Source organism: Shewanella sp. GD04112 (assembly GCF_029835735.1).
Taxonomy (GTDB): domain Bacteria; phylum Pseudomonadota; class Gammaproteobacteria; order Enterobacterales; family Shewanellaceae; genus Shewanella.
On record NZ_JAOEAL010000001.1, the window covers coordinates 2,086,642 to 2,112,655 of the forward strand.

Annotated in this window: 25 protein-coding genes; 16 read left to right on the top strand and 9 right to left on the bottom strand. The window is 48.4% G+C overall.

From position 1 onward, the window contains the following. Positions 1–5: 5 nt before the first annotated feature. On the top strand, positions 6–143 hold the full coding sequence (locus N7386_RS09335) for a hypothetical protein (protein ID WP_164717942.1): 138 nt from the start codon (positions 6–8) through the stop codon (positions 141–143). A gap of 34 nt (positions 144–177) precedes the next feature. Beyond that, complete coding sequence (locus N7386_RS09340; RefSeq protein ID WP_126513005.1) at positions 178–2,403, top strand: NADP-dependent isocitrate dehydrogenase; 2,226 nt, start codon at positions 178–180, stop codon at positions 2,401–2,403. 237 nt (positions 2,404–2,640) lie between these two features. Here the strand turns inward: N7386_RS09340 and cspD are convergent, their stop codons facing one another. After that, entirely contained in the window at positions 2,641–2,847 is a 207-nt protein-coding gene (gene cspD, locus N7386_RS09345; protein ID WP_011072576.1) for a cold shock domain-containing protein CspD, read from the bottom strand. Positions 2,848–3,040: 193 nt separating this feature from the next. Here cspD and clpS point away from each other — a divergent pair, with 193 nt between their 5' ends. After that, entirely contained in the window at positions 3,041–3,349 is a 309-nt protein-coding gene (gene clpS, locus N7386_RS09350) for an ATP-dependent Clp protease adapter ClpS (protein ID WP_011622425.1), read from the top strand. A gap of 42 nt (positions 3,350–3,391) precedes the next feature. Next, positions 3,392–5,659 (top strand): ATP-dependent Clp protease ATP-binding subunit ClpA, encoded by a 2,268-nt coding sequence (gene clpA / locus N7386_RS09355; protein WP_126513006.1) that lies wholly within the window; start codon positions 3,392–3,394, stop codon positions 5,657–5,659. Positions 5,660–5,765: 106 nt separating this feature from the next. On the opposite strand, the gene infA is transcribed toward clpA, so the two are convergent. The 3 genes from infA to aat form a co-directional block, all read right to left on the bottom strand. After that, positions 5,766–5,984: a translation initiation factor IF-1 gene (infA, locus tag N7386_RS09360; protein ID WP_006081934.1), complete on the bottom strand. Its 219-nt coding sequence runs from the start codon at positions 5,982–5,984 to the stop codon at positions 5,766–5,768. An 82-nt stretch (positions 5,985–6,066) separates the two neighbouring features. Beyond that, complete coding sequence (locus tag N7386_RS09365) at positions 6,067–6,783, bottom strand: arginyltransferase (protein ID WP_126513007.1); 717 nt, start codon at positions 6,781–6,783, stop codon at positions 6,067–6,069. Continuing rightward, positions 6,773–7,483 (bottom strand): leucyl/phenylalanyl-tRNA--protein transferase, encoded by a 711-nt coding sequence (gene aat / locus N7386_RS09370; RefSeq protein WP_126513008.1) that lies wholly within the window; start codon positions 7,481–7,483, stop codon positions 6,773–6,775. Before aat ends, N7386_RS09365 begins: the two co-directional genes overlap by 11 nt. Before the next feature lie 54 nt (positions 7,484–7,537). Here aat and N7386_RS09375 point away from each other — a divergent pair, with 54 nt between their 5' ends. Next, entirely contained in the window at positions 7,538–8,008 is a 471-nt protein-coding gene (locus N7386_RS09375; protein ID WP_037419247.1) for a glycine zipper 2TM domain-containing protein, read from the top strand. A gap of 60 nt (positions 8,009–8,068) precedes the next feature. After that, the gene (locus N7386_RS09380; protein WP_126513009.1) at positions 8,069–8,821 is read left to right on the top strand and encodes a Nif3-like dinuclear metal center hexameric protein; all 753 of its coding nucleotides are present in this window, start codon (positions 8,069–8,071) and stop codon (positions 8,819–8,821) included. 94 nt (positions 8,822–8,915) lie between these two features. On the opposite strand, the gene N7386_RS09385 is transcribed toward N7386_RS09380, so the two are convergent. Both N7386_RS09385 and metG read right to left on the bottom strand, forming a co-directional pair. After that, complete coding sequence (locus tag N7386_RS09385) at positions 8,916–9,872, bottom strand: AEC family transporter (RefSeq protein ID WP_126513010.1); 957 nt, start codon at positions 9,870–9,872, stop codon at positions 8,916–8,918. A gap of 302 nt (positions 9,873–10,174) precedes the next feature. Continuing rightward, on the bottom strand, positions 10,175–12,205 hold the full coding sequence (gene metG / locus N7386_RS09390) for a methionine--tRNA ligase (protein WP_126513011.1): 2,031 nt from the start codon (positions 12,203–12,205) through the stop codon (positions 10,175–10,177). A gap of 160 nt (positions 12,206–12,365) precedes the next feature. Between metG and apbC the strand changes: the two genes are divergently transcribed. From apbC to N7386_RS09435, 9 genes are all read left to right on the top strand, one after another. Then, positions 12,366–13,481: an iron-sulfur cluster carrier protein ApbC gene (gene apbC, locus N7386_RS09395; protein WP_126513012.1), complete on the top strand. Its 1,116-nt coding sequence runs from the start codon at positions 12,366–12,368 to the stop codon at positions 13,479–13,481. Between the two features lie 11 nt (positions 13,482–13,492). After that, a complete protein-coding gene (gene udk / locus N7386_RS09400) occupies positions 13,493–14,131 on the top strand; it encodes a uridine kinase (RefSeq protein WP_011072566.1) in 639 nt (212 codons plus the stop codon). A gap of 29 nt (positions 14,132–14,160) precedes the next feature. Continuing rightward, the gene (dcd, locus tag N7386_RS09405; protein ID WP_055648412.1) at positions 14,161–14,742 is read left to right on the top strand and encodes a dCTP deaminase; all 582 of its coding nucleotides are present in this window, start codon (positions 14,161–14,163) and stop codon (positions 14,740–14,742) included. Between the two features lie 5 nt (positions 14,743–14,747). Next, positions 14,748–15,557: an aminodeoxychorismate lyase gene (pabC, locus tag N7386_RS09410; protein WP_279768135.1), complete on the top strand. Its 810-nt coding sequence runs from the start codon at positions 14,748–14,750 to the stop codon at positions 15,555–15,557. After that, positions 15,554–16,564, top strand: coding sequence for an endolytic transglycosylase MltG (mltG, locus tag N7386_RS09415; RefSeq protein WP_011622436.1), 1,011 nt, complete (start codon positions 15,554–15,556; stop codon positions 16,562–16,564). The genes pabC and mltG overlap by 4 nt, the downstream gene beginning before the upstream one ends. Beyond that, positions 16,561–17,190, top strand: coding sequence for a dTMP kinase (tmk, locus tag N7386_RS09420; RefSeq protein WP_011622437.1), 630 nt, complete (start codon positions 16,561–16,563; stop codon positions 17,188–17,190). Before mltG ends, tmk begins: the two co-directional genes overlap by 4 nt. After that, on the top strand, positions 17,184–18,140 hold the full coding sequence (gene holB / locus N7386_RS09425) for a DNA polymerase III subunit delta' (RefSeq protein ID WP_126513014.1): 957 nt from the start codon (positions 17,184–17,186) through the stop codon (positions 18,138–18,140). Before tmk ends, holB begins: the two co-directional genes overlap by 7 nt. A 6-nt stretch (positions 18,141–18,146) precedes the next feature. After that, positions 18,147–18,473 carry a PilZ domain-containing protein gene (locus N7386_RS09430; protein ID WP_011622439.1) on the top strand — a complete coding sequence of 109 codons (327 nt, stop codon included), beginning with the start codon at positions 18,147–18,149 and terminating at the stop codon, positions 18,471–18,473. A gap of 198 nt (positions 18,474–18,671) precedes the next feature. After that, a complete protein-coding gene (locus N7386_RS09435) occupies positions 18,672–19,460 on the top strand; it encodes a YchF/TatD family DNA exonuclease (protein ID WP_086903593.1) in 789 nt (262 codons plus the stop codon). A 316-nt stretch (positions 19,461–19,776) separates the two neighbouring features. Here N7386_RS09435 and rsmF read toward each other — a convergent pair whose 3' ends face one another. Then, positions 19,777–21,222: a 16S rRNA (cytosine(1407)-C(5))-methyltransferase RsmF gene (rsmF, locus tag N7386_RS09440; RefSeq protein WP_126513294.1), complete on the bottom strand. Its 1,446-nt coding sequence runs from the start codon at positions 21,220–21,222 to the stop codon at positions 19,777–19,779. Between the two features lie 146 nt (positions 21,223–21,368). Here rsmF and N7386_RS09445 point away from each other — a divergent pair, with 146 nt between their 5' ends. Then, positions 21,369–22,595 (top strand): spore maturation protein, encoded by a 1,227-nt coding sequence (locus N7386_RS09445; protein WP_086903594.1) that lies wholly within the window; start codon positions 21,369–21,371, stop codon positions 22,593–22,595. Positions 22,596–22,773: 178 nt separating this feature from the next. Here the strand turns inward: N7386_RS09445 and N7386_RS09450 are convergent, their stop codons facing one another. Together N7386_RS09450 and N7386_RS09455 are read right to left on the bottom strand one after the other, a co-directional pair. Next, the gene (locus tag N7386_RS09450; protein WP_086903595.1) at positions 22,774–25,410 is read right to left on the bottom strand and encodes an MlaD family protein; all 2,637 of its coding nucleotides are present in this window, start codon (positions 25,408–25,410) and stop codon (positions 22,774–22,776) included. Further along, positions 25,397–26,014: a paraquat-inducible protein A gene (locus tag N7386_RS09455; RefSeq protein ID WP_011622444.1), complete on the bottom strand. Its 618-nt coding sequence runs from the start codon at positions 26,012–26,014 to the stop codon at positions 25,397–25,399. The genes N7386_RS09450 and N7386_RS09455 overlap by 14 nt, the downstream gene beginning before the upstream one ends.

Genomic DNA, 26,014 nt, shown 5'->3' on the forward strand with positions numbered 1-26,014 from the left:
TATTAATGAGTCAATTTACCCACGTTGGCGAACGCAAAGAGGATGTTGCCGCGGGTTTTGAGGTAGCAGAGGCGTTCACGATTGCCTCGATAGAGAATTCCGCCGTGCCAATGTTTGTTCGTCATGATATAAAATTATTATAAAAATATTAAATTTTACAATAATGTAGGATGTAACATGAAAGATAACTCACCAACAATTATTTATACCGAAACCGATGAAGCACCAGCGCTAGCAACGCTTTCTCTGTTACCTATCATCAAAACCTTTACCGATGCGGCGGGTGTTGCGGTTGAAACCCGTGATATTTCTTTATCGGGCCGTGTGATTGCTAATTTCCCTGAAAAACTGACTGACGCGCAAAAGATTGGCGATCACTTAGCTGAGCTGGGTGAATTAGCGAACCAACCTGAAGCTAACATCATTAAACTGCCGAACATCAGTGCCTCAATCCCGCAGTTAAAAGCTTGTATTTTAGAGCTGCAACAGAAAGGTTACGACATTCCAAATTATCCTGACGAGCCAAAGACTGACGAAGAAAAGTCTATCAAAGCCCGTTACGACAAGATCAAAGGCAGTGCGGTAAACCCAGTGCTGCGTGAAGGTAACTCTGATCGCCGCGCGCCGCTGTCAGTGAAAAACTTCGCGAAGAAAAACCCACACTCAATGGGTAAGTGGACCAAAGAGTCTCAATCACATGTTGCTCACATGAGCGAAGGTGACTTCTACGGTAGCGAGCAGTCAGTGACGCTGGCTAACGCAGACACAGTTAACATCGTACTGTCGCAAAAAGACGGTCAAGAAGTGGTATTGAAATCTGGCCTGAAACTGCTAGCTGGTGAGATCATCGACGCGTCAGTGATGAGCAAAAAAGCCTTAGTGAGCTTCTTTGAGCGTGAAATCGCCAATGCCAAGGCTGAAAACGTGTTGTTATCACTGCACCTTAAAGCCACCATGATGAAAGTGTCTGATCCCATTATGTTTGGTCACGCAGTAAAAGTGTTCTTCAAACCTGTGTTTGATAAACATGCGTCATTATTTGCTGAGTTAGGCGTTGATGTGAACAACGGCTTTGGCGATGTATACGCCAAAATCGCTGGCTTACCTGCCGATGTCCGCGCACAGATTGAAGCGGATATCGCCGCCGTTTATGCTGAGCGCCCAGCGCTGGCGATGGTAGATTCTGACAAAGGTATCACCAACTTACACGTACCAAGCGACATCATTATCGATGCTTCTATGCCTGCTGCTATTCGTTCATCAGGCCAAATGTGGGGCCCTGATGGCAAGTTGCACGACACTAAAGCGCTGATCCCAGACCGTTGCTACGCGGGTGTGTATCAAGAAACTATCGCTTTCTGTAAAGAACACGGTGCCTTCGATCCAAGCACTATGGGTAGCGTGCCAAACGTTGGTCTGATGGCGCAAAAAGCCGAAGAATACGGTAGCCACGATAAAACCTTCGAAATCCCAGCGGATGGCGTAGTAAACGTGATTGATGCCAGTGGCAAAGTGTTAATGAGCCACAACGTCGAAGCGGGCGATATTTGGAGAATGTGCCAAGTTAAAGATGCCCCAATTCGCGACTGGGTGAAATTAGCCGTACGCCGCGCACGTTTAAGCAATACTCCTGCGGTATTCTGGTTAGATGCAAATCGTGCCCACGATGCGCAATTGATTGTTAAAGTGAAGCAATATCTGCCTGAGCATGATACCAGCGGTTTAGACATCAGCATCATGTCGCCAGAAGAAGCAACACGTTTCTCTTTAGCGCGCATCAAAGAAGGTAAAGACACCATTTCAGTTACTGGTAACGTACTGCGTGACTATTTGACTGACTTGTTCCCAATCCTCGAACTGGGTACCAGTGCTAAGATGCTATCTATCGTGCCATTAATGAATGGTGGCGGCTTGTTCGAAACGGGTGCGGGCGGTAGTGCGCCTAAACACGTACAACAGGTTGAAAAAGAAGGTCACTTACGTTGGGACTCTCTAGGTGAATTCCTGGCATTAGCGGCTTCTTTAGAGCATTTAAGCCAAACTGTGGGTAACCCTAAAGCGCAAGTACTGGCGGATACCTTAGATCAAGCCATTGGTCAGTTCTTAGATAGCAACAAGTCGCCATCAAGACGCGTTGGAGAGCTGGATAACCGTGGTAGCCATTTCTATCTGGCGATGTACTGGGCACAAGCATTAGCCGCTCAAACCAAAGACGAGCAGTTACAAGCTCACTTTATTCCATTAGCGCACGCTTTAAGCGCCAATGAGCAAGTGATTGTGGCTGAACTCAACAATGCGCAAGGTGCACCAGTGGATTTAGGCGGTTACTATCGTTTAGACGCCGCAAAAGCTGAAAAAGCCATGCGCCCAAGCGAGACACTGAATAAGCTATTAATTGCTTAACGATTTATCGTTAACTTAGCATTAATAATGAAAAGGCCTGCATTGCAGGCCTTTTTATTGCACTAAATTTAGGAGTAAGTTGTAAATTAACCAGAGCGAGTTAACGTTTCGAGATGAAAATGTATTCGCTCCGGTACACCTATGCTCACAAAATGAGACATGACGTGTAGTTATTCTACTCAAAATAAAAAGGCAGGGATTAATCCCTGCCTTTTAGATCATTGGCCTCACCATACATTATTTTGTTGGTGAAATGGCTGAAGCGTGCATTCCTTTTGGACCTTGTTCTACTTCAAATTGAACCGGTTGGCCTGCTTTTAGAGTTCTATAGCCTTCCATTTCAATGGTAGAATAGTGTGCAAAAACGTCCTCGCCACCTTGATCAGGGCAAATAAACCCGAATCCTTTGGCGTTGTTGAACCATTTAACAGTTCCGCTTGCCATACTTCCACTTCCTTCTGTTGTCTACTTACCAGTAAGATAGTAAAACCTGTATAGACGGGAGTGTTTCACCGTCTGAGCTACAGAATGTAAGGAGTAAAAGCGGAAGTCAAGCTGAAATTAACAAAGAGGTAACAACTGATTAATTTGAAGATAGCAATTGGAAGAGGACAACACGAGAGGCTAGTATTAAAAAATGGGTAAGACAGGAAACATAGAGCACGTCGAAGAACGTGTGGAATCTGAGTTAATGCCACCTTCGATGTATAAGGTGATCCTTAATAATGACGATTACACGCCAATGGATTTTGTGATCGAAGTGCTACAAATCTTCTTTCGCAAGAATGAGCAGGAAGCCACAGATATCATGTTGACTATTCATCACCAGGGAAAGGGTATCTGCGGGATTTTCCCCTACGGCATTGCAGAAACTAAGGTGATACAAGTAAATCAATTTGCAAGACAAAACCAACATCCGTTACTGTGTTCGTTAGAGAAGGCTTAACAGCGCTTACTCTGTTGTCAGTTGTTAATTTTGGGGGTGCTTATGCTGAACAAAGATCTGGAAGTCACCTTAAATCTGGCGTTTCAGCAAGCCAGAGAGGCACGTCACGAGTATATGACGGTTGAACATCTGTTATTGGCTCTGATAGACAATCCTGCGGCTCAAGAAGCGCTAATCGCCTGTGGAGCGAATTTAGATAAACTGAGAGATGAAGTAGCAAGCTTTATCCAACAAACCACCCCAATCATTGCGGATATGGATGATGATAAAGAAACCCAACCAACACTCGGGTTTCAGCGGGTACTGCAACGCGCCGTTTTCCATGTGCAGTCCTCGGGCCGCAATGAAGTCACTGGTGCTAATGTGCTGGTGGCCATTTTTAGTGAGCAGGAGTCCCAAGCTGTTTATCTGCTGCGTCGCAGCGACATCAGCCGTTTAGATGTGGTGAATTATATTTCCCATGGTTTTTCAAAAAATGAGGACAGCGACGCTCATCAAGATCAAGAACGCATCGAAGATCAAAGCGAAGCGAACGAAGAACGTAGCATGTTGTCACAGTTTGCCAGTAATTTAAATCAACTGGCAAAACAAGGGGTGATAGATCCGCTGATTGGTCGTGATCAAGAAATCGAACGCGCCATCCAGACTTTATGTCGTCGCCGTAAAAATAATCCATTGTTGGTGGGTGAAGCGGGCGTGGGTAAAACTGCGATTGCTGAAGGTTTGGCTTATCGAATCGTCAATAATCAAGTGCCAGAGGTGATGGCGCAGGCGACTGTGTACTCCCTCGACTTAGGCTCCTTGCTCGCAGGCACCAAATACCGTGGCGATTTTGAAAAACGTTTCAAGAGTCTGCTTAAGGAACTCAGCGCCGATAAACACGCCATTTTATTTATCGATGAAATTCATACCATTATTGGTGCAGGCGCCGCATCGGGTGGGGTGATGGATGCCTCTAACCTGCTAAAGCCGTTATTATCGAGCGGTAATTTGCGTTGCATGGGCTCAACCACGTTCCAAGAATATCAGAGTATTTTTGAGAAAGATCGTGCACTGGCGCGTCGTTTCCAAAAGGTCGATATTAATGAACCTTCAGTGGCTGAAACCACTAAAATTCTGATGGGTTTAAAGTCTAAATACGAAGAATATCACGGCGTGCGTTACACCCAAGCGGCGATTAACAGCGCGGCAGAGCTGTCGGCAAAACACATTAATGACCGGCATTTACCCGATAAAGCCATCGATGTGATCGATGAGGCGGGTGCGCGCATGGCTATGTTGCCACAGAGCAAACGTAAGAAAACCATCGGTCAGGCCGAGATTGAAACCATTGTGGCGAAGATTGCTCGGATCCCAGAAAAATCAGTCTCCGCCAGCGACAAAGATTTACTGCGTAACCTTGAGCGCAATCTCAAGATGGTGGTCTTTGGTCAAGACAAGGCGATTGAATCCTTAAGCTCGGCGATTCGATTATCGCGCAGTGGTTTAGGTACAGATAAAAAACCTGTTGGTAGCTTTTTGTTTGCAGGCCCAACCGGGGTGGGTAAGACAGAAGTGACCAATCAGTTAGCTAGTTGCCTAGGAATGAAGCTGGTGCGTTTCGATATGTCGGAGTACATGGAAAGTCATACGGTTTCTCGTTTGATTGGTGCTCCTCCTGGATACGTAGGATACGACCAAGGTGGTTTACTCACCGATGCTGTAATTAAAAATCCCCATTGCGTGGTGTTGCTCGATGAAATCGAAAAAGCACATCCAGATGTTTACAATTTGCTGCTACAGGTAATGGATCACGGCACGTTGACGGATAACAATGGCCGTAAAGCTGACTTTAGACATGTCACCTTAGTGATGACGACAAACGCAGGGGTTCAGGAAACGATCCGTAAGTCTATTGGCTTTACTCAGCAGGATCATACCCAAGATGCCTTATCGGAAATCAATCGAGTATTCTCGCCAGAGTTTCGCAACCGCTTAGATTCCATCATTTGGTTCAATCATTTAGATATGACTATCATAGCCAAGGTGGTTGATAAATTCTTGGTGGAATTACAAGCACAACTTGATGCGAAACATGTGTTACTTGAAGTCAGTGATGAGGCCAGAACCCTACTCGCCGAGAAAGGCTATGATAAGAGCATGGGCGCACGGCCAATGGCCCGCGTGGTGACAGAGCTTATTAAACGTCCATTAGCGGATGCTATTCTCTTCGGTGAACTGGAACATGGCGGTGTTGCTCATGTTGATGCCAAAGACGGTGAAATCGTGATCCACACCGAACGCCATGAGAAAAGTACCACTAAGGCTTAATCTCTCGTGAAAACCCAATAAAAATGGCTGCAATTGCAGCCATTTTTCTAATCTCACGCCAACAAAAAAACCCGGCCTCGCCGGGTTTTTCAACTAAAGGGGAATATTAGCGTGCGCGGAAGACAATACGACCTTTGGTCAGATCATAAGGGGTCAACTGAACTGTTACTTTGTCACCAGTCAGGATCCGGATGTAGTTTTTGCGCATTTTGCCTGAAATGTGGGCTATCACCACATGACCATTTTCAAGCTCTACGCGAAACATTGTGTTTGGCAAGGTTTCAAGGATAGTGCCTTGCATTTCAATGTTATCTTCTTTCGCCATTAATTATTTATCCCATTAGCCTTCGAATATAAAAAACGGGCGTATCATGCCGCAAATTCACCTTGCTGTAAAGGGGATGTGCCTAGCAAACTTGGGAATACTCCCAGCCTTGGGGGGTTAAAATCTGATAAGGGCGGTATAAGCGTTTGTAGGACATTTTCCGATTTGCATCAATTTGATATCCCAGATAAAGAAAATCTTTACCCTGCATTTTAGCCAATCTGCACTGGAGTAAGATCAACAATACGCCAAGGGAGCGGCGTTCTTCATCGGGGTCAAAGTAGCTGTAAATGGCTGACAAACTATTGGACAGAGTGTCTGTCACTGCTACAGCCACAAGTCTATTGCCATCATAGACTTCAATAAACGTGGGGGGCAGCCAATGACAGAATAAAAATTGTTCATATTGGGTTTTGCTTGGCGGAAACATTGGGCCATCGAAGTGGCGCTCACGGATGTATTTTTCATACAGGGCATATTGAGCCTCGGTATGTTCTGAGGTGATGCGCCAAGTTAAATCACGGTTATGGGCTAGGGTGCGCTTTTGCCGTTTAGACGGTGTAAATTCTTTAATTGGTAACCGAATCGGCTGACAGGCACTGCAACGGGGGCAACGGGGTTTATAAATGGCGCTGCCACTGCGGCGAAAACCTATGGCGAGTAGCCGCTCAAATAGTATTGGGTCGAGGGTTTCCTCCTGAATGACTAACAGTTGCTCCTGCTGACCATCGAGGTAACTGCAGGGGAAAATTTGGCTGATCCCAATGGCGATTGGGGTGTTACTCGCGTTAGAGTTCAAGTGTGACCTCACTTGGTATCCAAGCTGCAGGATGGACCGTATTATCCCTAAACTGGGTTAAGAGTTGTATAAAGTTCGCACGTTTAACGGGTTTTGCCCCTAAGCTCTCAAGGTGGGGATTCATTACCTGTGCATCAATAAGTTTAAAATTCATTTTTATTAAGTGTTGTTGCAACACCGCCATGGCCGTCTTTGACGCATTGGTTTCGCGGTGGAACATGGATTCGCCACAAAACACTTGGCCGATGGCGAGACCATAAAGCCCACCGATTAATCGCTCACCGTGCCAAACTTCGATTGAGTGGGCATGGCCATTATGGTGTAGCTCACGGTAGGCCATTTGAATTTCATGGGTTATCCAAGTGCCAGATTGTTTACGCCGAGGTTGAGCACAACCCGCCATCACATCGGTAAAGGCATGATTGATGGTATAGCGCCAAGGCTGTTTTTTTAAATATTTACGTAAACTGGTGCTGATATTCACTTGGCCTGGAATAAAAATGGCGCGGGGATCGGGTGACCACCATAAAATAGGATCCTCGGCGTTAAACCAAGGGAAAATGCCATGATAATAGGCGGTCAACAAACGCTCTGGGCGTAGGTCACCGCCTATCGCCAATAAGCCGTTTGGATCGGTGAGGGCGAGTTCGGGTGAAGGAAAAGCTTCAAATTCGTGATTCAGAAAAGACAGTGAGTTCACAATTGCGTATGATTCAGTAATAGACCCTTATACTAAGTTAGCGGAAATTCGGATATGTGGAAACCTACACTAGCGAGCTTTATGTTTATTTGTGCTTTAGTGATTTCTCCGGTGCAAGCAGGTTACGATCGTAATCAGGCGGTGCCGGTCGAAAAAGTCCTCTATGGCGATATCAACTCAGTACGCAATATCACCGAAACCCAATTAATTGAAGACCGAAACCAAGGTTGGAAAACTTTCGGTGGCGCATTAGCGGGTGGTGTTATCGGCCATCAATTTGGTGGTGGCTCTGGCCAAGATATTGCGACAATATTAGGCGCCTTAATTGGTGCTGGGGTTGGCAATCGTTATGGTAGTGGCACAACGGTGCAATCGCTCAAGCTCGTGGAGCTGATGATCACTCAGGAAGACGGCACGCAAGTCATGGTGATCCAAGATTATGATCCTGGCATGGTGTTCAATGCAGGAGATAGGGTACGTGTGGTGTACCTGCAAGGTGGGGTTCGCGTTGATTTAGCCATGTGATACAGTACGAACTTAAGCGTAACTGCCTATAATCAATAAAAAAGTGTAAACGGTGATGGAATGACACGGACAGAACTAACCCAATATTTAGCCGATTTTTTGCGGATATCGGCCTTTAAAGATTACGCCCCCAATGGTTTGCAGGTTGAAGGTAAAGCAGATATCCGCACCATAGTGACAGGTGTGACTGCTTGCCAAGCGTTAATCGATGAAGCGATTCGCCTCAAAGCCGATGCTATTTTGGTTCACCATGGTTTTTTCTGGAAGAGTGAGCCTGAGGTGATCACCGGCATGAAGCAGCGGCGGATCAAAGCCTTACTCGCCCATGATATCAACCTGTTTGGCTATCACTTGCCCTTAGATGCTCACCCTATGTTGGGCAACAATGCCACACTCGGCCGCAAACTTGGGATCCTCGATGCCGAAGCGGTTGAAGATGTGGCGCAGGGGCTCGTGTGGCGTGGCAAACTGGATTTACCTGTTAGTGCCAGTGAATTTGCCGCGACCTTAGGTGATGTACTTGGCAGAACGCCACTGCATATTGGTGAAAGTTCGGATGAAATCCAGCACTTAGCTTGGTGTACTGGTGGCGCTCAGGATTATATCGATATTGCTGCAAGCCTTGGGGTTGATGCGTTTATCAGTGGCGAAGTGTCCGAGCGGACGTTCCACAGCGCGGTGGAGCAGGGTATTCACTATTATGCAGCGGGTCACCATGCAACTGAGCGTTTTGGTATTGAGGCGCTGGGGCGTCATCTCGCTCGCGAATTTAATTTGGTACACCATTTTGTAGATATCGCTAACCCTGTTTAACAATCTTGCTTTATCGACATTTTGTAAATGAAAGGCGAGCCATGCTCGCCTTTGTCTTATGTAAATCAACCTTAAGTTCAAATCAGTCCTAAGTTTAAATAAGCCCTAGGGTCGACAGGATAAAAATGCCTAAGGTGCAGGTGAGCAGCGAGCAAACGGTGGTTAAGGCGATAATATTGGCCGCAAGCGTGGCATTTCCTCCCATGGCCCGCGCCATCACATAACTTGCGGCTGCTGTGGGCGCGGCGCTCATCAAAAACACTAAGGCTAATTCCACACCGCGATAGCCAAGTATCAAGGCTCCTAGGGTGATGAACAGTGGCGCAAAGATCAGTTTTAAGGCGGTCGAGAACCAAGTGGAATACTTTTCATGTCTGAGCGAGCCAATATCCAGTGAGCCGCCAGTGCACAGTAGTGCTAAGGGGAGCGTCATATTGGCAAAGTATTGTCCAGCGTCTAGAACCATTTTAGGAACCGGGATCGCCAGCAGATAAAACAGCATGCCGAGCATAATGGCAATGATCAGCGGATTTTTGGTGATGGTTTTAATGATCACCGCAAAGGCGCGGCGGCTCGATTCTTCTCCCCGCGGACTTAAGCAAATCACGGCTTGGATATTGTAGAGCAGTGTCATGGATGCCACATAAACGGCCGCTAAAGCAACGCCCGATTCGCCATAGGCATTAGAGACATAGGCTAGGCCGATAATGGCGGTATTGGCTCTAAATCCCCCTTGAATTATGACGCCCTGATCCTTTGGCTCAGGGAAAAATCGTTTCGTCGCGTAGGTCGAGAGAATAAAAAACAGTAAGTTGGCTACTAAGCCATAACCGATTAACGGCGCACTGGCGGCAAGATCGTGGTGCGAGCTAATGATGCTGAGAAACAACAGCGCGGGCAGGGTGACATTAAAAACCAGCTTAGAGGCGACATCAATAAAGTGTTCATCAATCACTTTGGTGCGTTTAAGCATCACGCCTAAGGCTAACATTAAACAGATGGGACCGGTTATTGAAGCAGAAAACAACAACTGCTCAATGATATTGCCCATAACTTCTCCTCGAAAATTCCATAGTGCGTTGCCGCGACACAGTGCGGCTTGGCTATTACAACAGCTATTACAACAGCGATTCCAACAACGATTACAGCTCAGCCAGGACAGCTTAGTGATTGCGGCCTCGCAATTAACGCTTAGCCACAGGCGCGATAGTGTCCCACAGTGAGCCGCTTGTCGAGAGCGCATTCGGCTAGGCTCGCTGAAAAAACGTAAAGGGATGTTTTTACCAACAAATAAGGCCGCATTTAATGCGGCCTTATGTCGGTGTAGCAGTAGCTTGAGTCGTGCTTTGTGTTTTACTTCACACGCATGCCAGGTTGTGCGCCTTCATGGGGTTCTAGAATCCACAAATCGCTACCACCAGGGCCTGCTGCCAGTACCATGCCTTCTGACATGCCAAAACGCATCTTACGTGGCGCAAGGTTGGCGACCATCACAGTCAACTTACCTTCGAGATCCTCAGGCGAGTAGGCCGATTTAATGCCGGCAAATACCTGACGGGTTTCGCCGCCGATATCCAATTGCAGTTTTAACAGTTTGTCTGCTTCAGCCACATGCTCGGCTTTAACGATACGCGCAATACGCAGATCGATTTTAGCGAAATCTTCATAGTTAATGGTCTCGCTAATCGGATCGCTCGCCAATGGGCCCTTAGGCGCTTCAGGCTCGCTCGTGGCTTGCAGGTTTTCTTTAGAGTCGGCAACCATAGCGTTAACCTTGTCTAATTCAACACGTTGCATCATGGCTTTGAATGGTGCAATTTCGTGTCCCGCCATATCTTGGCCTAAGCTATCCCAAGTTAAGGTCTGTTGGAAGAAGGCTTCAACATCCAGCGCTAAACGTGGCAACACAGGTTTTAAGTAAGTGACCAGAATACGGAACAGGTTCAGGGCGTTCGAGCACACTTGGTGCGCGGCTTCCTGTTGATCGTCTTGCTTCACTAACTGCCAAGGCGCCGCATCGGCGACAAAACCGTTGGCGATATCGGCTAGCGCCATGATTTCGCGCATCGCTTTACCGTATTCGCGGGTTTCATAAAACTCGGCGATTTGCTCTTGCTTAGCTAAAAACGCATCGGTGAGCGTAGTGTCGGCAATCTTGGCCAACTTGCCATCGAAACGCTTAGTGATAAAGCCTGCAGTGCGAGACGCGAGATTCACCAGCTTACCCACTAAGTCTGAGTTTACGCGCTGAACGAAGTCTTCTAAATTCAGGTCGAGATCGTCGATACGGCTGCTCAGCTTGGCGGCGTAGTAGTAGCGTAAGTATTCAGGATCTAAGTGGTCTAAATAGGTGCGCGCCTTAATAAAGGTACCCTTAGATTTAGACATCTTAGCGCCGTTCACTGTCACATAACCGTGGGCGTAGACGCTGTTAGGTTGACGGTAGCCCGAGCCATGGAGCATGGCGGGCCAGAACAGGCTGTGGAAGTAAACGATGTCTTTACCGATAAAGTGGTAAACCTCGGCCTTAGAATCCTTAGCCCAAAATTCGTCAAAGCTCAGCTCTGGGCGTTTGTCACAGAGGTTTTTGAATGAGCCCATGTAGCCAATAGGCGCATCTAACCATACGTAGAAGTATTTTCCCGGAGCATCTGGTATCTCAAAACCAAAGTAAGGCGCATCGCGGGTGATGTCCCATTGCTGCAGACCCTGTTCGAACCATTCATCGAGTTTGTTGGCCATTTCGGTTTGCAGTGCACCCGAGCGAGTCCACTCTTTGAGCATGTCTTCGAAAGCGGGTAAGTCGAAGAAGAAGTGCTCGGTGTCCTTCATTACAGGTGTCGCACCAGAGACGGCCGACTTAGGGTTAATCAACTCAGTTGGGCTGTAAGTTGCGCCGCAGGCATCGCAGTTATCGCCGTATTGATCCGGTGATTTACACTTAGGGCAGGTGCCTTTTACGAAGCGGTCTGGCAGGAACATCGACTTTTCAGGGTCAAATAATTGCGAAATGCTCTTGCTCTTGATATAGCCATTAGCGCGCAGTTTTAAGTAAATATCGCTCGCCAACACGCGGTTTTCTTCACTGTGGGTGCTGTGATAATTATCGAAGGCGATATTAAAATCGGCGAAATCCTGCTGATGCTCTTTGTTGACTTGCGCGATCATTTCTTCTGGCGCCATGCCTAATTGTTGCGCCTTGAGCATAATCGGTGTGCCGTGGGCGTCATCGGCACAAATATAGTGGCACTCATGTCCACGAAGCTTTTGATAACGCGACCAGATATCCGTCTGGATGTATTCCAGCATGTGACCTAAATGAATCGGTCCGTTCGCGTAGGGAAGTGCGCTGGTCACGAGAATTTTACGTTGTGAAGTTGCCATCTTGTCTCAAATATCGTGGTGGGCCAAAAATAATGGTAGAGATACTAACCGATTACAGGATGATTTTCATCAAAACCTGAGTCGATTGGGTTAAATCTGCGCTAATGTTTTTGTCATTATCTGGTACACTTGGGCAAATTTATTGGTGGGGGTAATTCTTTTGTCTTCAACTCAAACTGATTATCGTTTAAGTGACGATCTTCTCGGGCCCGTTCTGGCCATTCTCGATGCATATATCGACCCGTATTTAGCGAAGGGGTTAGTGAGCGCAGGATGCGTGAATAAATTGGCGATTGAAGGTAAGCGTTTGCAGCTTGGCTTAGTCTATCCATACCCTTGCATGACGCAATATCGTGATACTGTCATGGCCATCACCAACAAACTCGCGGTGCTGGATGCCATCGACGAAGTTGAGTGTGAAATCGATTTCCAACCAAAAGTGTATTCGGCGATAGCCTCTATTGCACCGATTGCCAATGTGAAGCAAGTAATTGCCGTCGCGTCTGGCAAAGGCGGTGTGGGTAAATCGACCACGGCGGTTAACCTTGCCTTAGCTCTGGCTGCAGAAGGTGCCCAGGTCGGTATTTTAGATGCCGATATTTATGGTCCTTCCGTCCCATTAATGCTCGGGATCCCCAACTTCAGACCCGTTTCCCTTGATGGTAAACACATGAGCGCCGCCAGTGCCCATGGCATTGCCGCTCAATCAATTGGTTTTATGTTAAGTGGTGATGAAGCCGCAGTATGGCGTGGTCCTATGGCGGCGGGCGCGCTTGCGCAGCTGCTGAATGAAACCCAGTGGCCTGAACTCGATTATCTGGTGGTCGACATGCCACCGGGGACGGGTGATATTCAATTGACCCTGTCACAAAAAGTGCCTGTCAGCGGCGCTGTGATCGTGACTACCCCGCAGGACATCGCTCTGGCCGATGCCAAGAAAGGCATCACCATGTTCCAGAAGGTGAATATCCCCGTCCTCGGGATTGTTGAGAATATGAGTTTCCATTTATGCCCCGACTGTGGTCATAAAGAACACCCATTTGGTACGCACGGTGGCAGTAAAATGGCCGAGCGTTATCAAGTTCCATTGTTAGGCGCCTTACCGCTGCACATCAATATCCGTGAAGCCATGGATGTGGGTGCGCCGACGGTTGTGGCCGAGCCTGACAGTGAAGTGGCGGCACTTTATCGGGAAATTGCCCGTAAAGTGGGCGCCGAATTGGCTCTCAAACAGAGCCAAAAAACAGTTTCTATTAGCGTATCAGATGACGAGTAAGGTTTAAGGGTATGAATTCTCAGCAGTGTGTCATTATTGCAATTGCTGGCGCGTCAGCATCGGGCAAGAGTTTAATTGCCAAGACGATTTTTGACGAACTTCGCCGCGATTTAGGCACAGATCAGATTGGGGTAATTAACGAAGACGCGTACTACCGCGATCAGAGTCATTTATCCATGGATGAGCGTGTGTTAACAAACTACGACCATCCCAAAGCGTTAGACCATCAGCTGCTATGCACGCACTTGCAGTTGCTAAAGTCTGGCGAAGCTGTTGATATTCCTTGCTATAGCTATACCGAACATACGCGTATGGCCGAAACCGTAAAAATGACGCCGAAAAAAGTGATCATTTTAGAAGGCATCCTGCTGTTAACAGACCCTAAATTGCGTGAATTGATGGATGCGAGCGTGTTTATGGATACGCCGCTGGACATTTGCTTCCTGCGCCGCTTAACCCGCGATGTGGCCGAGCGTGGCCGTACAATGGAATCGGTGATTTCACAGTACAAGAAGACAGTGCGTCCTATGTTCCTGCAATTTATTGAACCTTCAAAACAATACGCTGATATTATCGTGCCTCGTGGTGGTAAAAACCGTATCGCGACCGATATTTTGAAGACTCGTATTCAACATCTACTGGCAAAATAACGACTAAAACTCAGGGAGTAAAAGGCAAGATGCGCTTAACCGATATCGAAATTGAACAGGCCCTTGATAACGGCACGATTGTGATTGAACCTCGCCCAAGCAACGATGCGATTTCTGGTGTGAGTGTCGATGTGCGATTAGGGGGGCAATTTCGCGTCTTTAAAGATCATACCGCGCCTTTTATCGACCTGAGTGGTCCGAGTACGGAAGTGCAGGCGGCGCTTGATCGGGTGATGAGCGAAATCATCGAAATCCCTGACGGCGAAGCCTTCTTCCTCCATCCCGGTGAATTGGCGCTTGCCGTGACCTATGAAAGCGTGACACTGCCAGCTGATATCGTCGGTTGGCTCGATGGCCGCTCTTCACTGGCGCGTTTAGGCCTGATGGTGCACGTCACTGCGCACCGAATTGATCCGGGTTGGCAGGGTAAAATCGTGCTCGAGTTTTATAACAGTGGTAAGTTGCCTTTGGCGCTGCGTCCACGGATGACTATTGGTGCATTAAACTTTGAACGGTTAAGTGGCCCAGTGGCGCGTCCTTACAACAAGCGTAAAAACGCGAAATATAAAGATCAGCAAGATGCGGTCGCCAGCCGTATCAGTCAGGACTAATACCCTTGATTTGGGTTAATGGGGTATCACAGGCAAGCATTGCTCCCATGGACAGAGGGCTTGCCTATGGTGATGGCCTATTTGCCACGATGCGAACCGATGCGCATGGCATTTTGTTTTTTGAGCAGCACCAAGCCCGTCTTACGGCAGGCGCTGCTCGGCTAGGGTTTGACTGGCAAATGAGTCAAGCCCTAAGCCAACAACTCGATACTCTCGCCAAGCAATACCCACAGCACTGTATTAAATTGATGCTCACTCGGGGCGTGGGTGGCCGTGGGTATGCGCCGCCGGAGCAGGTTCAAGTCACTGAAGTCGTCTCTGTTCATCCTATTCCTGCCCAATATGCTTTGTGGCAGCAACAGGGCATTCGCCTTGCGACATCAGCGGTCCAATTAGGTCATCAACCTTTATTGGCGGGCATAAAGCACCTTAATCGCCTCGAGCAAGTGTTGATCAAATCCCAGCCCTTAGCCCAAGGTTTTGATGATTGGTTGGTGCTGGATTGCATTGGGCAGGTGATAGAGTCTTCGATGGCGAATATCTTTTTTGTCAAAGGCAATCAAGTGATGACCCCGTCGTTGGAACGCTGCGGCGTCGCGGGTGTGATGCGCGAGCAAGTTATGTTAGCCTTACTTGCACAGCAGATGAATATCGAATGTTTGCCGTTTGGCGCCGAGCGTTTAGTGGAGTTTGACTCGGCATTTATCACTAACAGCGTCTTAGGCGTAGTGGATGTGCTGGCGATTGACTCGCACACTTTTACTCCTTCTCCTTTGACAGCAGATCTTAGACAAACACTTTCACTCTCACTATGAAAAAAATCATTCTGATCGCAAGTTCTACTTTGTTGACCTTGCTGACCTTAGCTTGTTTGGTTGGTTATTGGGGCTATCGAACGATTATTGATTACAGCCAAACCCCCTTAGTCCTAACCGAAGCCAAAGAATTAACCATTGCCCGTGGCACCAGCGTGCACCAGTTGGCCCAGCAGTTAGAAACCGATGGTGTTATCCAAGACAAATGGAAACTCAAATGGTTACTGAGATTGCGCCCAGAGCTGGCGAAGATCCGTACTGGTCTTTATGAGATGTCTCCTTCGCAGTCGATTGCCGACTTACTCAATGACTTAGTAAATGGTAAGGTGAAAACCTTCAGCCTGACCTTAGTTGAAGGCAAAACCATTGCCGAGTGGGAACAACAACTCGCGAGTGCGCCGCACTTACAGTTGTCTCCCGAAGTTTTTAGTGCGGTATTGATGGAGCAGGGCGACGATTCGGCGCTGCCCGAAGGTAAATTCTTCCCGGATACTTACCATTACACTGCCGATAGCGATGCTAAGACGCTGCTCACCCAAAGTTATAAGATGATGGAGCAGGAGCTTGCCAAAGCATGGGCGGAGCGTGTGCCCGGTTTACCACTCAAATCGCCCTACCAGATGCTGATCTTGGCATCGATTGTTGAGAAAGAAACAGGCCAAGCCTTCGAGCGCGATCAAATCGCCGGCGTCTTTATCAATCGCCTCAATCTGGGGATGAAGCTGCAAACCGATCCCACGGTCATTTATGGCATGGGTGACAGATTTAAAGGCAATATTACCCGTAAAGATCTCGTCGAAGAGACCCCTTTTAACACTTACCGGATTTTCGGTTTACCGCCAACGCCGATTGCTGCGCCGAGTAAGGCATCATTGCAGGCGGTGTCTAAGCCTGCCAAGGTCAGTTATTTGTATTTTGTGTCGCGCAACGATGGCACCCATGTGTTTTCGACCACCTTGGAAGAGCATAATCGCGCCGTCGATATTTATCAGAGAAAGAAAAAATGACCCAAGCATCCGCCAAATTCATCGTTGTTGAAGGACTGGAAGGCGCAGGCAAATCGAGTGCGATTGCCCTTATTCGCGATTTTATTGAAAAGCATACTGGCCTCGCACCTGTTTGCACCCGCGAGCCAGGCGGTACGCCGCTGGCCGAGCGTATTCGTGACTTAGTGAAAATTGCCGACCCAAGCGATCCTCTGTGTGATGAGTCCGAATGTTTATTGATCTACGCCGCTAGAGCTCAGCTCGTCGCCAATGTGATCAAACCTGCACTGGCAGAAGGCAAGTGGGTGTTAGGGGATAGGCATAATTTGTCGTCCTTAGCTTACCAAGGTGGTGGACGCGGCTTAATGCCCTTAGTCGAAGCCGTGAGTAACGCGACGCTCAAAGGCTTTAAACCCGATTTAACCCTCTATCTTGACCTTGATCCTAAGCTTGGATTGCAGCGCGCAGCAAAGCGGGGCGAGCTTGATAGAATCGAGCAACAAGCCATCGACTTTTTTGAACGGGCGCGTGCAACTTACCTCAAACTTGCCAGCGAAGATGAGCAGATTGTCGTCATCGATGCCAGCCAAACCATGGCCGAAGTGCATAAAGATATTCTGGCCGTGTTACAGGCGATGGCATGGTAACGCAAAGCGGATTTGATGTATTAACCCTGCCTTGGCTCGATGCGCCAAGGCAGGCGTTTTTAACCCAGTTACAAACCCAAAAAGTCCCCCACGCGCAACTCGTGGGTATCGATTCCGCCTATGGTGGTGAACTCTTGAGTGTGTTTATGGCGCGCGCCGCCATGTGCTCACAACCCACTCCCACTGGCGGATGCGGTTTTTGTAAGTCTTGCCAGTTATTTGATGCGGGTAACCACCCTGATTTTTATCAAATTGAGGCCGATGGTCATCAAATTAAAGTCGACCAAATTCGCGAGTTGTGTACTCGCCTGAGTGCAACCGCCCAGCAGAGCGGTCGACGTGTCGCCATCATTCACCACTGCGAGCGCTTGAACTCAGCTTCCGCCAATGCGTTACTCAAGACACTCGAAGAGCCGGGCAAAGACACTTTACTGCTATTACATTCCGATACGCCCGCGCGTTTAATGGCAACGATCAGCAGTCGCTGCCAACGACTTCCCTTTGTGGCGCCGTCTAAGATGTTGATCAAAAACTGGTTAATTCAGCACTGTCAGATCCAAGAGGATGTGACTTGGTGTTTAAGTGTGGTTGGCGGCCCATTAAAGTTGGCCGAAAGTTTGCAAACAGATGGGAAACAGCCGAGTCGCTATCAAACTTTGTTAGGTTTTCGCAAAGATTGGGCGCAAAGTTTGTCGTCAGGCCATCTGTGTGCTAGTTTGTTAACGATAAGTGAACAACAAATCATTGATGCTCTTAAGGTTTTATACTTACTCCTGAGACAAATTTTATTGAAGTACGGCGACCAAGATGCGTTTGTGCAAGCGCAAATAGGGAACTTGGCGGCGAAAATCATGGGAATGTGTCATAGCTTAAGTGCAATGCCGAGTGTCAATTATTTAGGCTTGTGTCAAAGTTATGTCTTAGAATATAGAGAAATAACAAATAAGTAACATGCCATGGTCGATCTTGTCGTAAATTTTGATACCTTACATCAGCTTTACCGCGCCTATATGCCGTTTATCAAACCGGCAGGGCTGTTTGTCGCCACCGGGGAAACCCATTACCTCGGTGAGACGTTAACCATAGCCTATCGTTTACCCGGTGCGACCACCTCCAACGAGTTCCGTGGCGTGGTTGTGTGGATTAATCCGCTGGGTGCATCTGGCGGACGTCCCGTGGGGATTGGGATTAAAATCGTTTCTGATCCCGACAGCCATAAACACCATATCGAAAAACTGTTATCCCGAGAGCTCGCTTCGGGCGACTTAACCTGCACTATGTAATTTCTATTGTGCTTAGCTAGGGCCTACACTGAGTATTTAACCTGAACTCGGGGTAGCGAGTGCCGAAAGATGCCTATTCAGCGGCTCTACTTATCCCGATCTCAGGTGATTTAGTGCTGAGCCTTAGCGGAATTTGACCTCGATCCCATCGCTGAGTATCCTTGTGCTCCTTTTTTGTTTCTCTGTTTGGAAATTGTTGTGCTTATCGATTCACATTGCCATCTCGATCGCCTGAAAGCGGCGCCCGATCAACAAACCTTAGAACTCATCCTCGCTAACGCTAAGGCGCGCGGTGTCGACTATATGCTCTGTGTCAATGTGCGCCAGCAGGGATTCGAGTCGATGCGTGACAAGGTTGCTGCTTTCGAGCAAGTTTTTTTGTCTTCGGGCGTGCATCCGCTGGATGTGAAAGACGGCCTCGATGTTGAGCAAATTCGCCGTTTCGCGATGGATCCAAAAGTGGTGGCTATTGGTGAAACCGGCTTAGATTATTTTTATGCCGATGAGACCAAAGCCCTGCAACAACAGTGTTTTGAGCAACAAATAGCCTTGGCGGTTGAAGTAAATAAGCCGCTGATTGTGCATACCCGTGATGCCCGTGAAGACACCATCAACATGCTCAAAGCGGGGCAGGCGGACAAAGTCGGTGGCGTGTTGCATTGCTTTACGGAAAACTGGGAAATGGCCAAGGCGGCGATTGATTTAGGTTTTTATATTTCCGTTTCTGGCATTGTGACCTTTAAAAATGCCGGTGAGTTAAGAACCGTGATCCGTAAAGTGCCGAAAGAGCGTTTATTGGTGGAAACCGATTCGCCTTATCTTGCGCCTATTCCACACCGTGGACAGGAGAATCAACCTGCCTATGTGCGTGATGTGGCCGAGTTTGTGGCAGAGCTGCGCGCAGAGCGTTACGAAGAGCTTGCCGAGTACACCAGTGAGAACTTCTTTAATTTGTTTAAAGATGCGGCCCGTTTAATCGGCCGATAAGACGTGTAGCATTTGCTTGAGTCCGCAAAGACTAAGCCTTAACTTGCGCGTTGTGAGTAAAGTGCTAGTCGGTGAAGTTTGCTCCATAAATAAAAGCTGAACTCGATTAGGCGTAAGCCCATAAAAAAAGGCCCAAAACGATTCCAACTGTTTGGGCCTAGGGGAATGGCTCGTTGAAGAGCCGTGCGCTACAGATGAAAGCGCCATGCAGTGCGCTTTACAATAGACTCAGTGTAGTTGAGTTTAGTGTGAGTGACACTTTCTCTATCCCCTTTTTTAGGTTATTTCTCGCTAAAAAATGGTCGATTTATAACCATTATGCCTGCGGTGGTAGCAATAACACTTTATCTTTTACTAAGTCTCTGGGCAGGCTGTTTTTTAATTTATTGCCTAAATGTTTAGCCATGCCTAAGGGCGCGCCGCCATAACAGACAATCACTTCACCTTGAGCCTTGCTTGCCGTATCGAGGGGAATATCTCGTCCCATCAAATACTCTTTCGCTTGCTCATCGCTAACGTCGACGACTTTAGCGCCGTTTGTCGCCGCAGTAAGTGATTTTCCCGCAAGCGCAATAATGGCTTCATGACGGACTTTAAAGCCATGTTTACTGTGGTCGGCAAGCTTAACCCCAATCCGCTGAAAGCGCATTTTGCCAATAAAATCTCTAAATTCATGGGGAAAGAGCCAAAACTCATCGTCGCGCACCATAATGAGATCATCGGGCAGTTCGATACCCAAATCATCGGCAAAATAGGCTTGAATGGCTTTGGCTTGTTTGGCACTTGCCTCCGTAAAGGGGAAATTCTTTTGCAATTTAGGCTCAGGTTGCAGGCGCGGCACCGAGCGGGTTTTAGTCAATTTAGCGACAAAAAAGCCTTCACTGTCGTAAATTTGCGGCCAAACGTGCAAAAAGCCTTCTGGCGTAGTGGCTTTTTCAGCGCCATCAAACAGTTGGCTTAAGGATTCAAATTGCACCGCATCGCCATAGGTTTGCTGTAAATATTCGCACACGCCTTGGTTTTCGTGCCGATTAAGGGTGCAAGTGGAATACACCAGACTGCCACCCGGTTTTAATGCCAAAAAGGCGGATTCGATTAACGCTTTTTGGGTTTCGCTAATTTCGATCACCTCATCGAGGGACCAAGATTTTAACGCGTCCGCATCTTTACGGACTGTGCCTTCACCGCCGCAGGGGGCGTCAATCAACACCGCATCAAAACTTTCATACAGATACTCGCCAAATACCCGTCCATCGAAGTGGGTCAGGGCGCAGTGACTCGCGCCCATGCGCAGCACATTGGCATGGAGCACTTTGACGCGGCTAGCGGAATATTCATTGGCGACTAATAAGCCTTGATTATTCATTAACGCTGCCATTTGCGTGGTTTTAGAGCCCGGCGCTGAAGCTAAATCTAATACACATTGCCAATCCGCATTTGGGGTAAATAGCGCAGTGGGGGGCAACATGGAGCTGGCTTCTTGGATATAGAATAATCCCTGAATATGCTCTAGGGCGTTGCCGAGCTGCTCTTCTTCATCGTAGCTTATCCAGAAACCATCCTCACACCAGGGTATAGGCTCAAAGGTCCATCCTTTAGGCTGCATTAATTGCTTAAAGTCTTCACTGCTGATCTTTAAGGTGTTGACGCGAATCGAGCGGCGTAGTGGTCTCGAACAGGCCGCGATAAAGTCATCCATTGAGAGATGGGCGGGCAGTTCTTGGGCAATAGTATTGATAAAATTTTGATTTAATTGAACCATAACGGGATTAGGCTGTGTATCAACTGCGGCAAGTATATCATAATCCCTTACTGGGCTGGGATTTTCTCCCTTGGCTTTTGCCATCAATAACCGGTTATCACAGCAACATAAAGAAAAAGCATGGATAAAAATAAGGAAGCGGCAGAGTGCTAAATCGGGTGTGGTTAGTGTTTTTTCTCACATCGCTGCTGGCGATGGCGGTACAGCTTTTCAATGGGCATATAGAGGTGCTTGCCAACGCGGTAGAGGCCATGTTTGCCAGCGCTAAACTCGCCGCTGAAATCGCCTTAGGCTTAGTGGGCGTTTTGTCCCTGTGGATGGGATTAATGCGAATTGGTGAAAAGGCAGGCGTTGTTGGGGCGATTGCCTTTGTGTTTGAGCCGCTGCTGCGCCGCTTAATGCCCGAAGTGCCCAAGGGGCACCCCGCATTTGGCAGTATGACGATGAACTTAACGGCCAACGTGTTTGGACTTGATAATGCCGCCACGCCATTGGGGCTTAAGGCAATGCAGGATTTGCAGAGTCTAAATCCGGTCAAAACCGTCGCAACCAATGCACAAATTCTATTTTTAGTGCTCAATACCTCCTCGGTGACCTTAGTTCCTGTCACTGTGTTTTTGTACCGTGCCCAACAGGGCGCCGCCGCACCTGCGGACATTTTTTTACCCATTCTGCTCGCCACGTCTGCCTCAACCTTAGCGGGGCTTCTGATCGTCGCTGTTGTGCAGCGGCTTTCACTGCTCAATGCCGTGGTGCTCGGATATGGCGCAGTGCTGCTGTCAGCATTAGTCGCCAGTGGTTTTTATTTGATGACCTTAACCGCAGACGCCATTGGCACAGTGTCGACCGCCTTGGGCAACGGGGTATTGCTACTGTTAGTCTTCAGTTTTGTGCTGGTGGCTGGCGTGCGAAAAGTGGCGATTTATGATGAGTTTATCGAAGGCGCCAAGGCGGGGTTTAACCAATCGATTCAACTGATCCCGTATCTTCTAGCCATGCTGCTGGCGATTGGCTTACTCAGGGCGTCGGGCGCCTTGGATTACCTGCTGCAACTGATTGCCAGTGGCGTGAGTCTTTTCGGGTTTGATACTCGTTTTGTCGATGCAATGCCAACCGCATTAATGAAGCCTTTTAGCGGTTCGGGCGCGCGGGCTATGATGCTCGAAACCATGGCGCACCATGGTGTGGACTCCTTTGCGGGGCGCTTGGCGGCGATTTTCCAAGGGAGTACTGAAACAACTTTCTATGTGCTGGCAGTTTACTTTGGCTCTGTTGGGATCCGTCACGGGCGTCATGCGCTCGCCTGTGGTTTAACGGCCGATTTTGCAGGGATCTGCGCCGCGATTGCGGTCTGTTATTGGTTCTATGGCTAAGGATGAGATGGCGAAAGGGTGATTGATAGCGATGCAAACAGTCGCTTTTAGCAGGTAAAATCAGGCGCATTAGATCCGCTCTAATGCGCCTGATTATTAAATGATACCGAGTGCTTTTACCTTGTTATCTTGCTGGTAAAGAGCATCGGCGTAGCAGTGCCTCGCTTCAGGGCTTTAGCTACTGGGCTGGAGCCCATTCCTGCCATTCGCTCTGGGCTTTGTGTTGCAACGGGATCACAGTGCCTTGGTTTAAGCGATTACCTGCTTGCGTCGTTTCCTTAGTCGCGACATTAATCCCGCCCGCTAATAGGGTTTCGAGCGAACCGGCTTCAATTTGTGCACCAGAGAAAATTCCCACATCGACTTTGATGCCCGAAGCGTCCCAGAACTGGCTGCTCTGATTCACTAAGTGACTGTACTGCGGCTCAATATGTGCTTGCATTAGCACGCTGTTGCCTTGAGACGACAGGCTATAACCATCGATTTGGCCGACTTTAATGCCACGGAAGAAGATGGGCGTGCCGACTTTCATCGAGCCAAGGTTGCTATCTTCTAAGGTAAACTTAAGCGCATCTTCGGCCACGTTGGCATAGCTGCTCTCAACCAATTTAGCCTGGAATTGACTCGCCTTTTGGTTGCTCTTACCCGGTAACACACCAATATAAGGCCCAGTGATTAAGGTTTCTGGCGATTTGATCCCCGCTAAGGAGATTTGCGCATCAACCATATGATACTCAGTATCACTGCGGCTGAAGTGCTCGGCATAGTCGCCGTAAAGATAGGCGGTGGCCGTGAGAGTGGCTAAGTCGGCATTGAGCTTCACTTGTGTCACTTCACCCACCTGATGGCCTTGGTAACGAATGGCGGCTTTGGCTGCCAATTTCGCTGAGGCGGGTAAGGTGAGTTTGATGGCTTGAGCCTGCGCTAAGGCGAGCTGTTTGCTTTCGTATAGTTTAAGTGTCGCATTAGGCTCAGTCGTTGAACTATCTAACAAACCTAAGCTGATGCTGCCTTTTAACGCGCCCTGGAGTGGCGCGACGGCGACATCAATACCCGCAAGACTGGCGCTGACATCCACGGCACTATTACGCCAAAACACTTTAGGTTTTTGCACTAAGGGTTGGAACTGCTTATCGATAGCGATTTTAATCGCAAAGTCTTCGGTTTTGCTCTGCCAGTTGACTGACTCCACACTGCCGATTTGCATTTTTTTATAGTAAATCGGTGAGCCTTGGCTGACATCGGCGCCATCTACGCTGGTAAGGGTAAAGTACAGACGTTGCTGCCGAGCAAAAAACTGTTTTGCTTCATCCATTGAGCTAAAGAGTGACAGGCGAGTATTTGCCGCAAGCGGTGTGTCGCTGATTCCTGGGATAAGACTCACGGCCCCTTTGGTGAGGGTCGCCATATCGCGGGTTTTCACCGACACCCCATCGAGTGAGGCATCGATACTCAGCGCCGACTCGGGGATAAAATAGCTGTCACTGCGAACTAAGCTGGCAAACTCAGGCTGCAGCTCGAGTTGATATTCAACGGCCGACAGATCTTTGGTTAATTTCACCGCCAGCACCTGACCGATAGGCAGCTGCTTGTAACGCACTTCCGCACCTGCGGTGAGGCCCATGTTTTCAGTTGAGGTGATAGTAAGCTGACGTTTTTTGGCCTTCAATAGATCGGGCGCCGATTCTTCCAGGGCAAAACTGCTTGGCAGCGCCGTATTGGCATTGGTGCCGGGTAAGAAATTAATCACGCTTCCCGTGAGTAAACGCTCGGGGTTTTTGATCCCAGAGAGCGAAATATCCGCGCCTTCAAGCCAAAACAGTCCGTCACTGGTTAACAGGTTGGCGTATTCAGGCTCAAATTTTGCCACCGCAGTCACGCCGGTTGCGGTGAGTTGTTTGCTCTGCAGAGTACCAATGGTGATGCCGCGATACACAATGCGAGTGCCTTTATCAATCGCGTTGCCATCGTTCATGGTCAGGCTCACTTCAATTCCACCAAGGGCGCTGGTTTCGGAATCATAGAGGGCAAAACTGTCACCATTTTGTGCCGCAGGTGCTTTATCATCAGAGCTGAAACTCACGCCGCCCGCCAGAATGGAAGCCAAGCTCTCAGTGTTGACTTTAATACCCGCTAAACTGGCGTCGACTTTCACGCCGGAAACGTTCCAAAAGTGAGAGTTTTTCTTCACTAAACGCGCATATTGCTCTTGGATAAAGGCGCTGATAATGACTCTGGCGTTGCCGTCTAAACGATAGCTGACCACGCTGCCGACAGGGATCTGACGAAAGAACACTGGTGAACCCACGTCTAACGAGCCGAGTTTATCGGCCGTCAGTTCAATCATTACCCCTTCTGAGCCCACCTGCATCGGTGGTGGTTGACGCTCAGCCTCAAAGAAGGTGGCGGCATTGCCTTTACCGGGTTGAATCGCGATATAGTTACCCGAAAACAGCGCATCTAAGCCTTCAACACCCGTGATGCTCGCTTTTGGGGTGACTAACCAAAAGAGGGTTTCTTTATTTAAGAAAGGCTTAGCGCGATAGTCCATCATGACTTTGACGTTTACGCCTTTAAGATCTTCATCGATACCAATGTCCTTTACCTTACCGACAGTAAGACCTTGGTATTTGACTAAGGTTTTGCCCACATCGATCCCCGTGGCGCTGGGGAAGTGGATCTGAATTTCAATGCCCGATTCTTTGATGCTCTTAATGCCCAGCCATGCGCCGAGTGCGAGCGCCACAATCGGGAGCAGCCAAATCGGCGAAAAGAGTTTTTTCTTCACAACTTTTGGCGATTCAATTTGTGTCATCTTGAGGTTCCAATCGATCCCAGAGTAAACGAGTGTCTAAAACTTTTGCGGCAAGTTGAGTCAGTAAAATCACCAATGCAAACGCCGTGGCCGCAGGTGCAGGCTTTGCATCGAGTAATTGCCCCATATTGACGAGGGCAACCGTCAAGGAGATCACAAACAAATCGAGCATTGACCAACGGCCAATCCACTCAATCACATGAAATCCCACCATGAGTTTCTTTTTCGAAATCGGCAGATTAAAACTGATGGCACAGAGGTAAGTGGCCAAACCGATAATTTTCACCCAAGGCACTAAAATACTGGCAATAAACACAATAATGGCGATGGGCAACATATCCGAATGCACTAAATGGATAATCCCCGAAAAAATCGTATCGTGGCGCACTTGCCCCTGATTGGTGAGCATTGTAATAGGGTAGAGGTTGGCGGGAACCAACAAAATGGCGGCGGTGATCAGCAGCGCCCAACTTTTTTGTAAGCTGCTGTGATCACGGACATGGAGCTCGGCCTCGCAGCGACTGCAGTGGCTATTGTCACTGCTATTGAGCTGCCGGCACACCCTGCACAGGCACAGGCCTAAGTCTTTTCCCTGTTGCTGCAT

Excerpts from the sequence above, each read along its gene's own strand:
- N7386_RS09340 (WP_126513005.1), top strand. The coding sequence starts at position 178 with ATGAAAGATAACTCACCAACAATTATTTATACCGAAACCGATGAAGCA.
- cspD (WP_011072576.1), bottom strand. The coding sequence starts at position 2,847 with ATGGCAAGCGGAACTGTTAAATGGTTCAACAACGCCAAAGGATTCGGG.
- N7386_RS09455 (WP_011622444.1), bottom strand. The coding sequence starts at position 26,014 with ATGCAGCAACAGGGAAAAGACTTAGGCCTGTGCCTGTGCAGGGTGTGC.
- holB (WP_126513014.1), top strand. The coding sequence starts at position 17,184 with ATGGTAACGCAAAGCGGATTTGATGTATTAACCCTGCCTTGGCTCGAT.
- udk (WP_011072566.1), top strand. The coding sequence starts at position 13,493 with ATGAATTCTCAGCAGTGTGTCATTATTGCAATTGCTGGCGCGTCAGCA.
- N7386_RS09385 (WP_126513010.1), bottom strand. The coding sequence starts at position 9,872 with ATGGGCAATATCATTGAGCAGTTGTTGTTTTCTGCTTCAATAACCGGT.
- N7386_RS09380 (WP_126513009.1), top strand. The coding sequence starts at position 8,069 with ATGACACGGACAGAACTAACCCAATATTTAGCCGATTTTTTGCGGATA.
- rsmF (WP_126513294.1), bottom strand. The coding sequence starts at position 21,222 with ATGGTTCAATTAAATCAAAATTTTATCAATACTATTGCCCAAGAACTG.
- clpS (WP_011622425.1), top strand. The coding sequence starts at position 3,041 with ATGGGTAAGACAGGAAACATAGAGCACGTCGAAGAACGTGTGGAATCT.
- N7386_RS09430 (WP_011622439.1), top strand. The coding sequence starts at position 18,147 with ATGGTCGATCTTGTCGTAAATTTTGATACCTTACATCAGCTTTACCGC.
- mltG (WP_011622436.1), top strand. The coding sequence starts at position 15,554 with ATGAAAAAAATCATTCTGATCGCAAGTTCTACTTTGTTGACCTTGCTG.
- dcd (WP_055648412.1), top strand. The coding sequence starts at position 14,161 with ATGCGCTTAACCGATATCGAAATTGAACAGGCCCTTGATAACGGCACG.
- clpA (WP_126513006.1), top strand. The coding sequence starts at position 3,392 with ATGCTGAACAAAGATCTGGAAGTCACCTTAAATCTGGCGTTTCAGCAA.
- metG (WP_126513011.1), bottom strand. The coding sequence starts at position 12,205 with ATGGCAACTTCACAACGTAAAATTCTCGTGACCAGCGCACTTCCCTAC.
- tmk (WP_011622437.1), top strand. The coding sequence starts at position 16,561 with ATGACCCAAGCATCCGCCAAATTCATCGTTGTTGAAGGACTGGAAGGC.
- N7386_RS09335 (WP_164717942.1), top strand. The coding sequence starts at position 6 with ATGAGTCAATTTACCCACGTTGGCGAACGCAAAGAGGATGTTGCCGCG.
- N7386_RS09375 (WP_037419247.1), top strand. The coding sequence starts at position 7,538 with ATGTGGAAACCTACACTAGCGAGCTTTATGTTTATTTGTGCTTTAGTG.
- N7386_RS09450 (WP_086903595.1), bottom strand. The coding sequence starts at position 25,410 with ATGACACAAATTGAATCGCCAAAAGTTGTGAAGAAAAAACTCTTTTCG.
- infA (WP_006081934.1), bottom strand. The coding sequence starts at position 5,984 with ATGGCGAAAGAAGATAACATTGAAATGCAAGGCACTATCCTTGAAACC.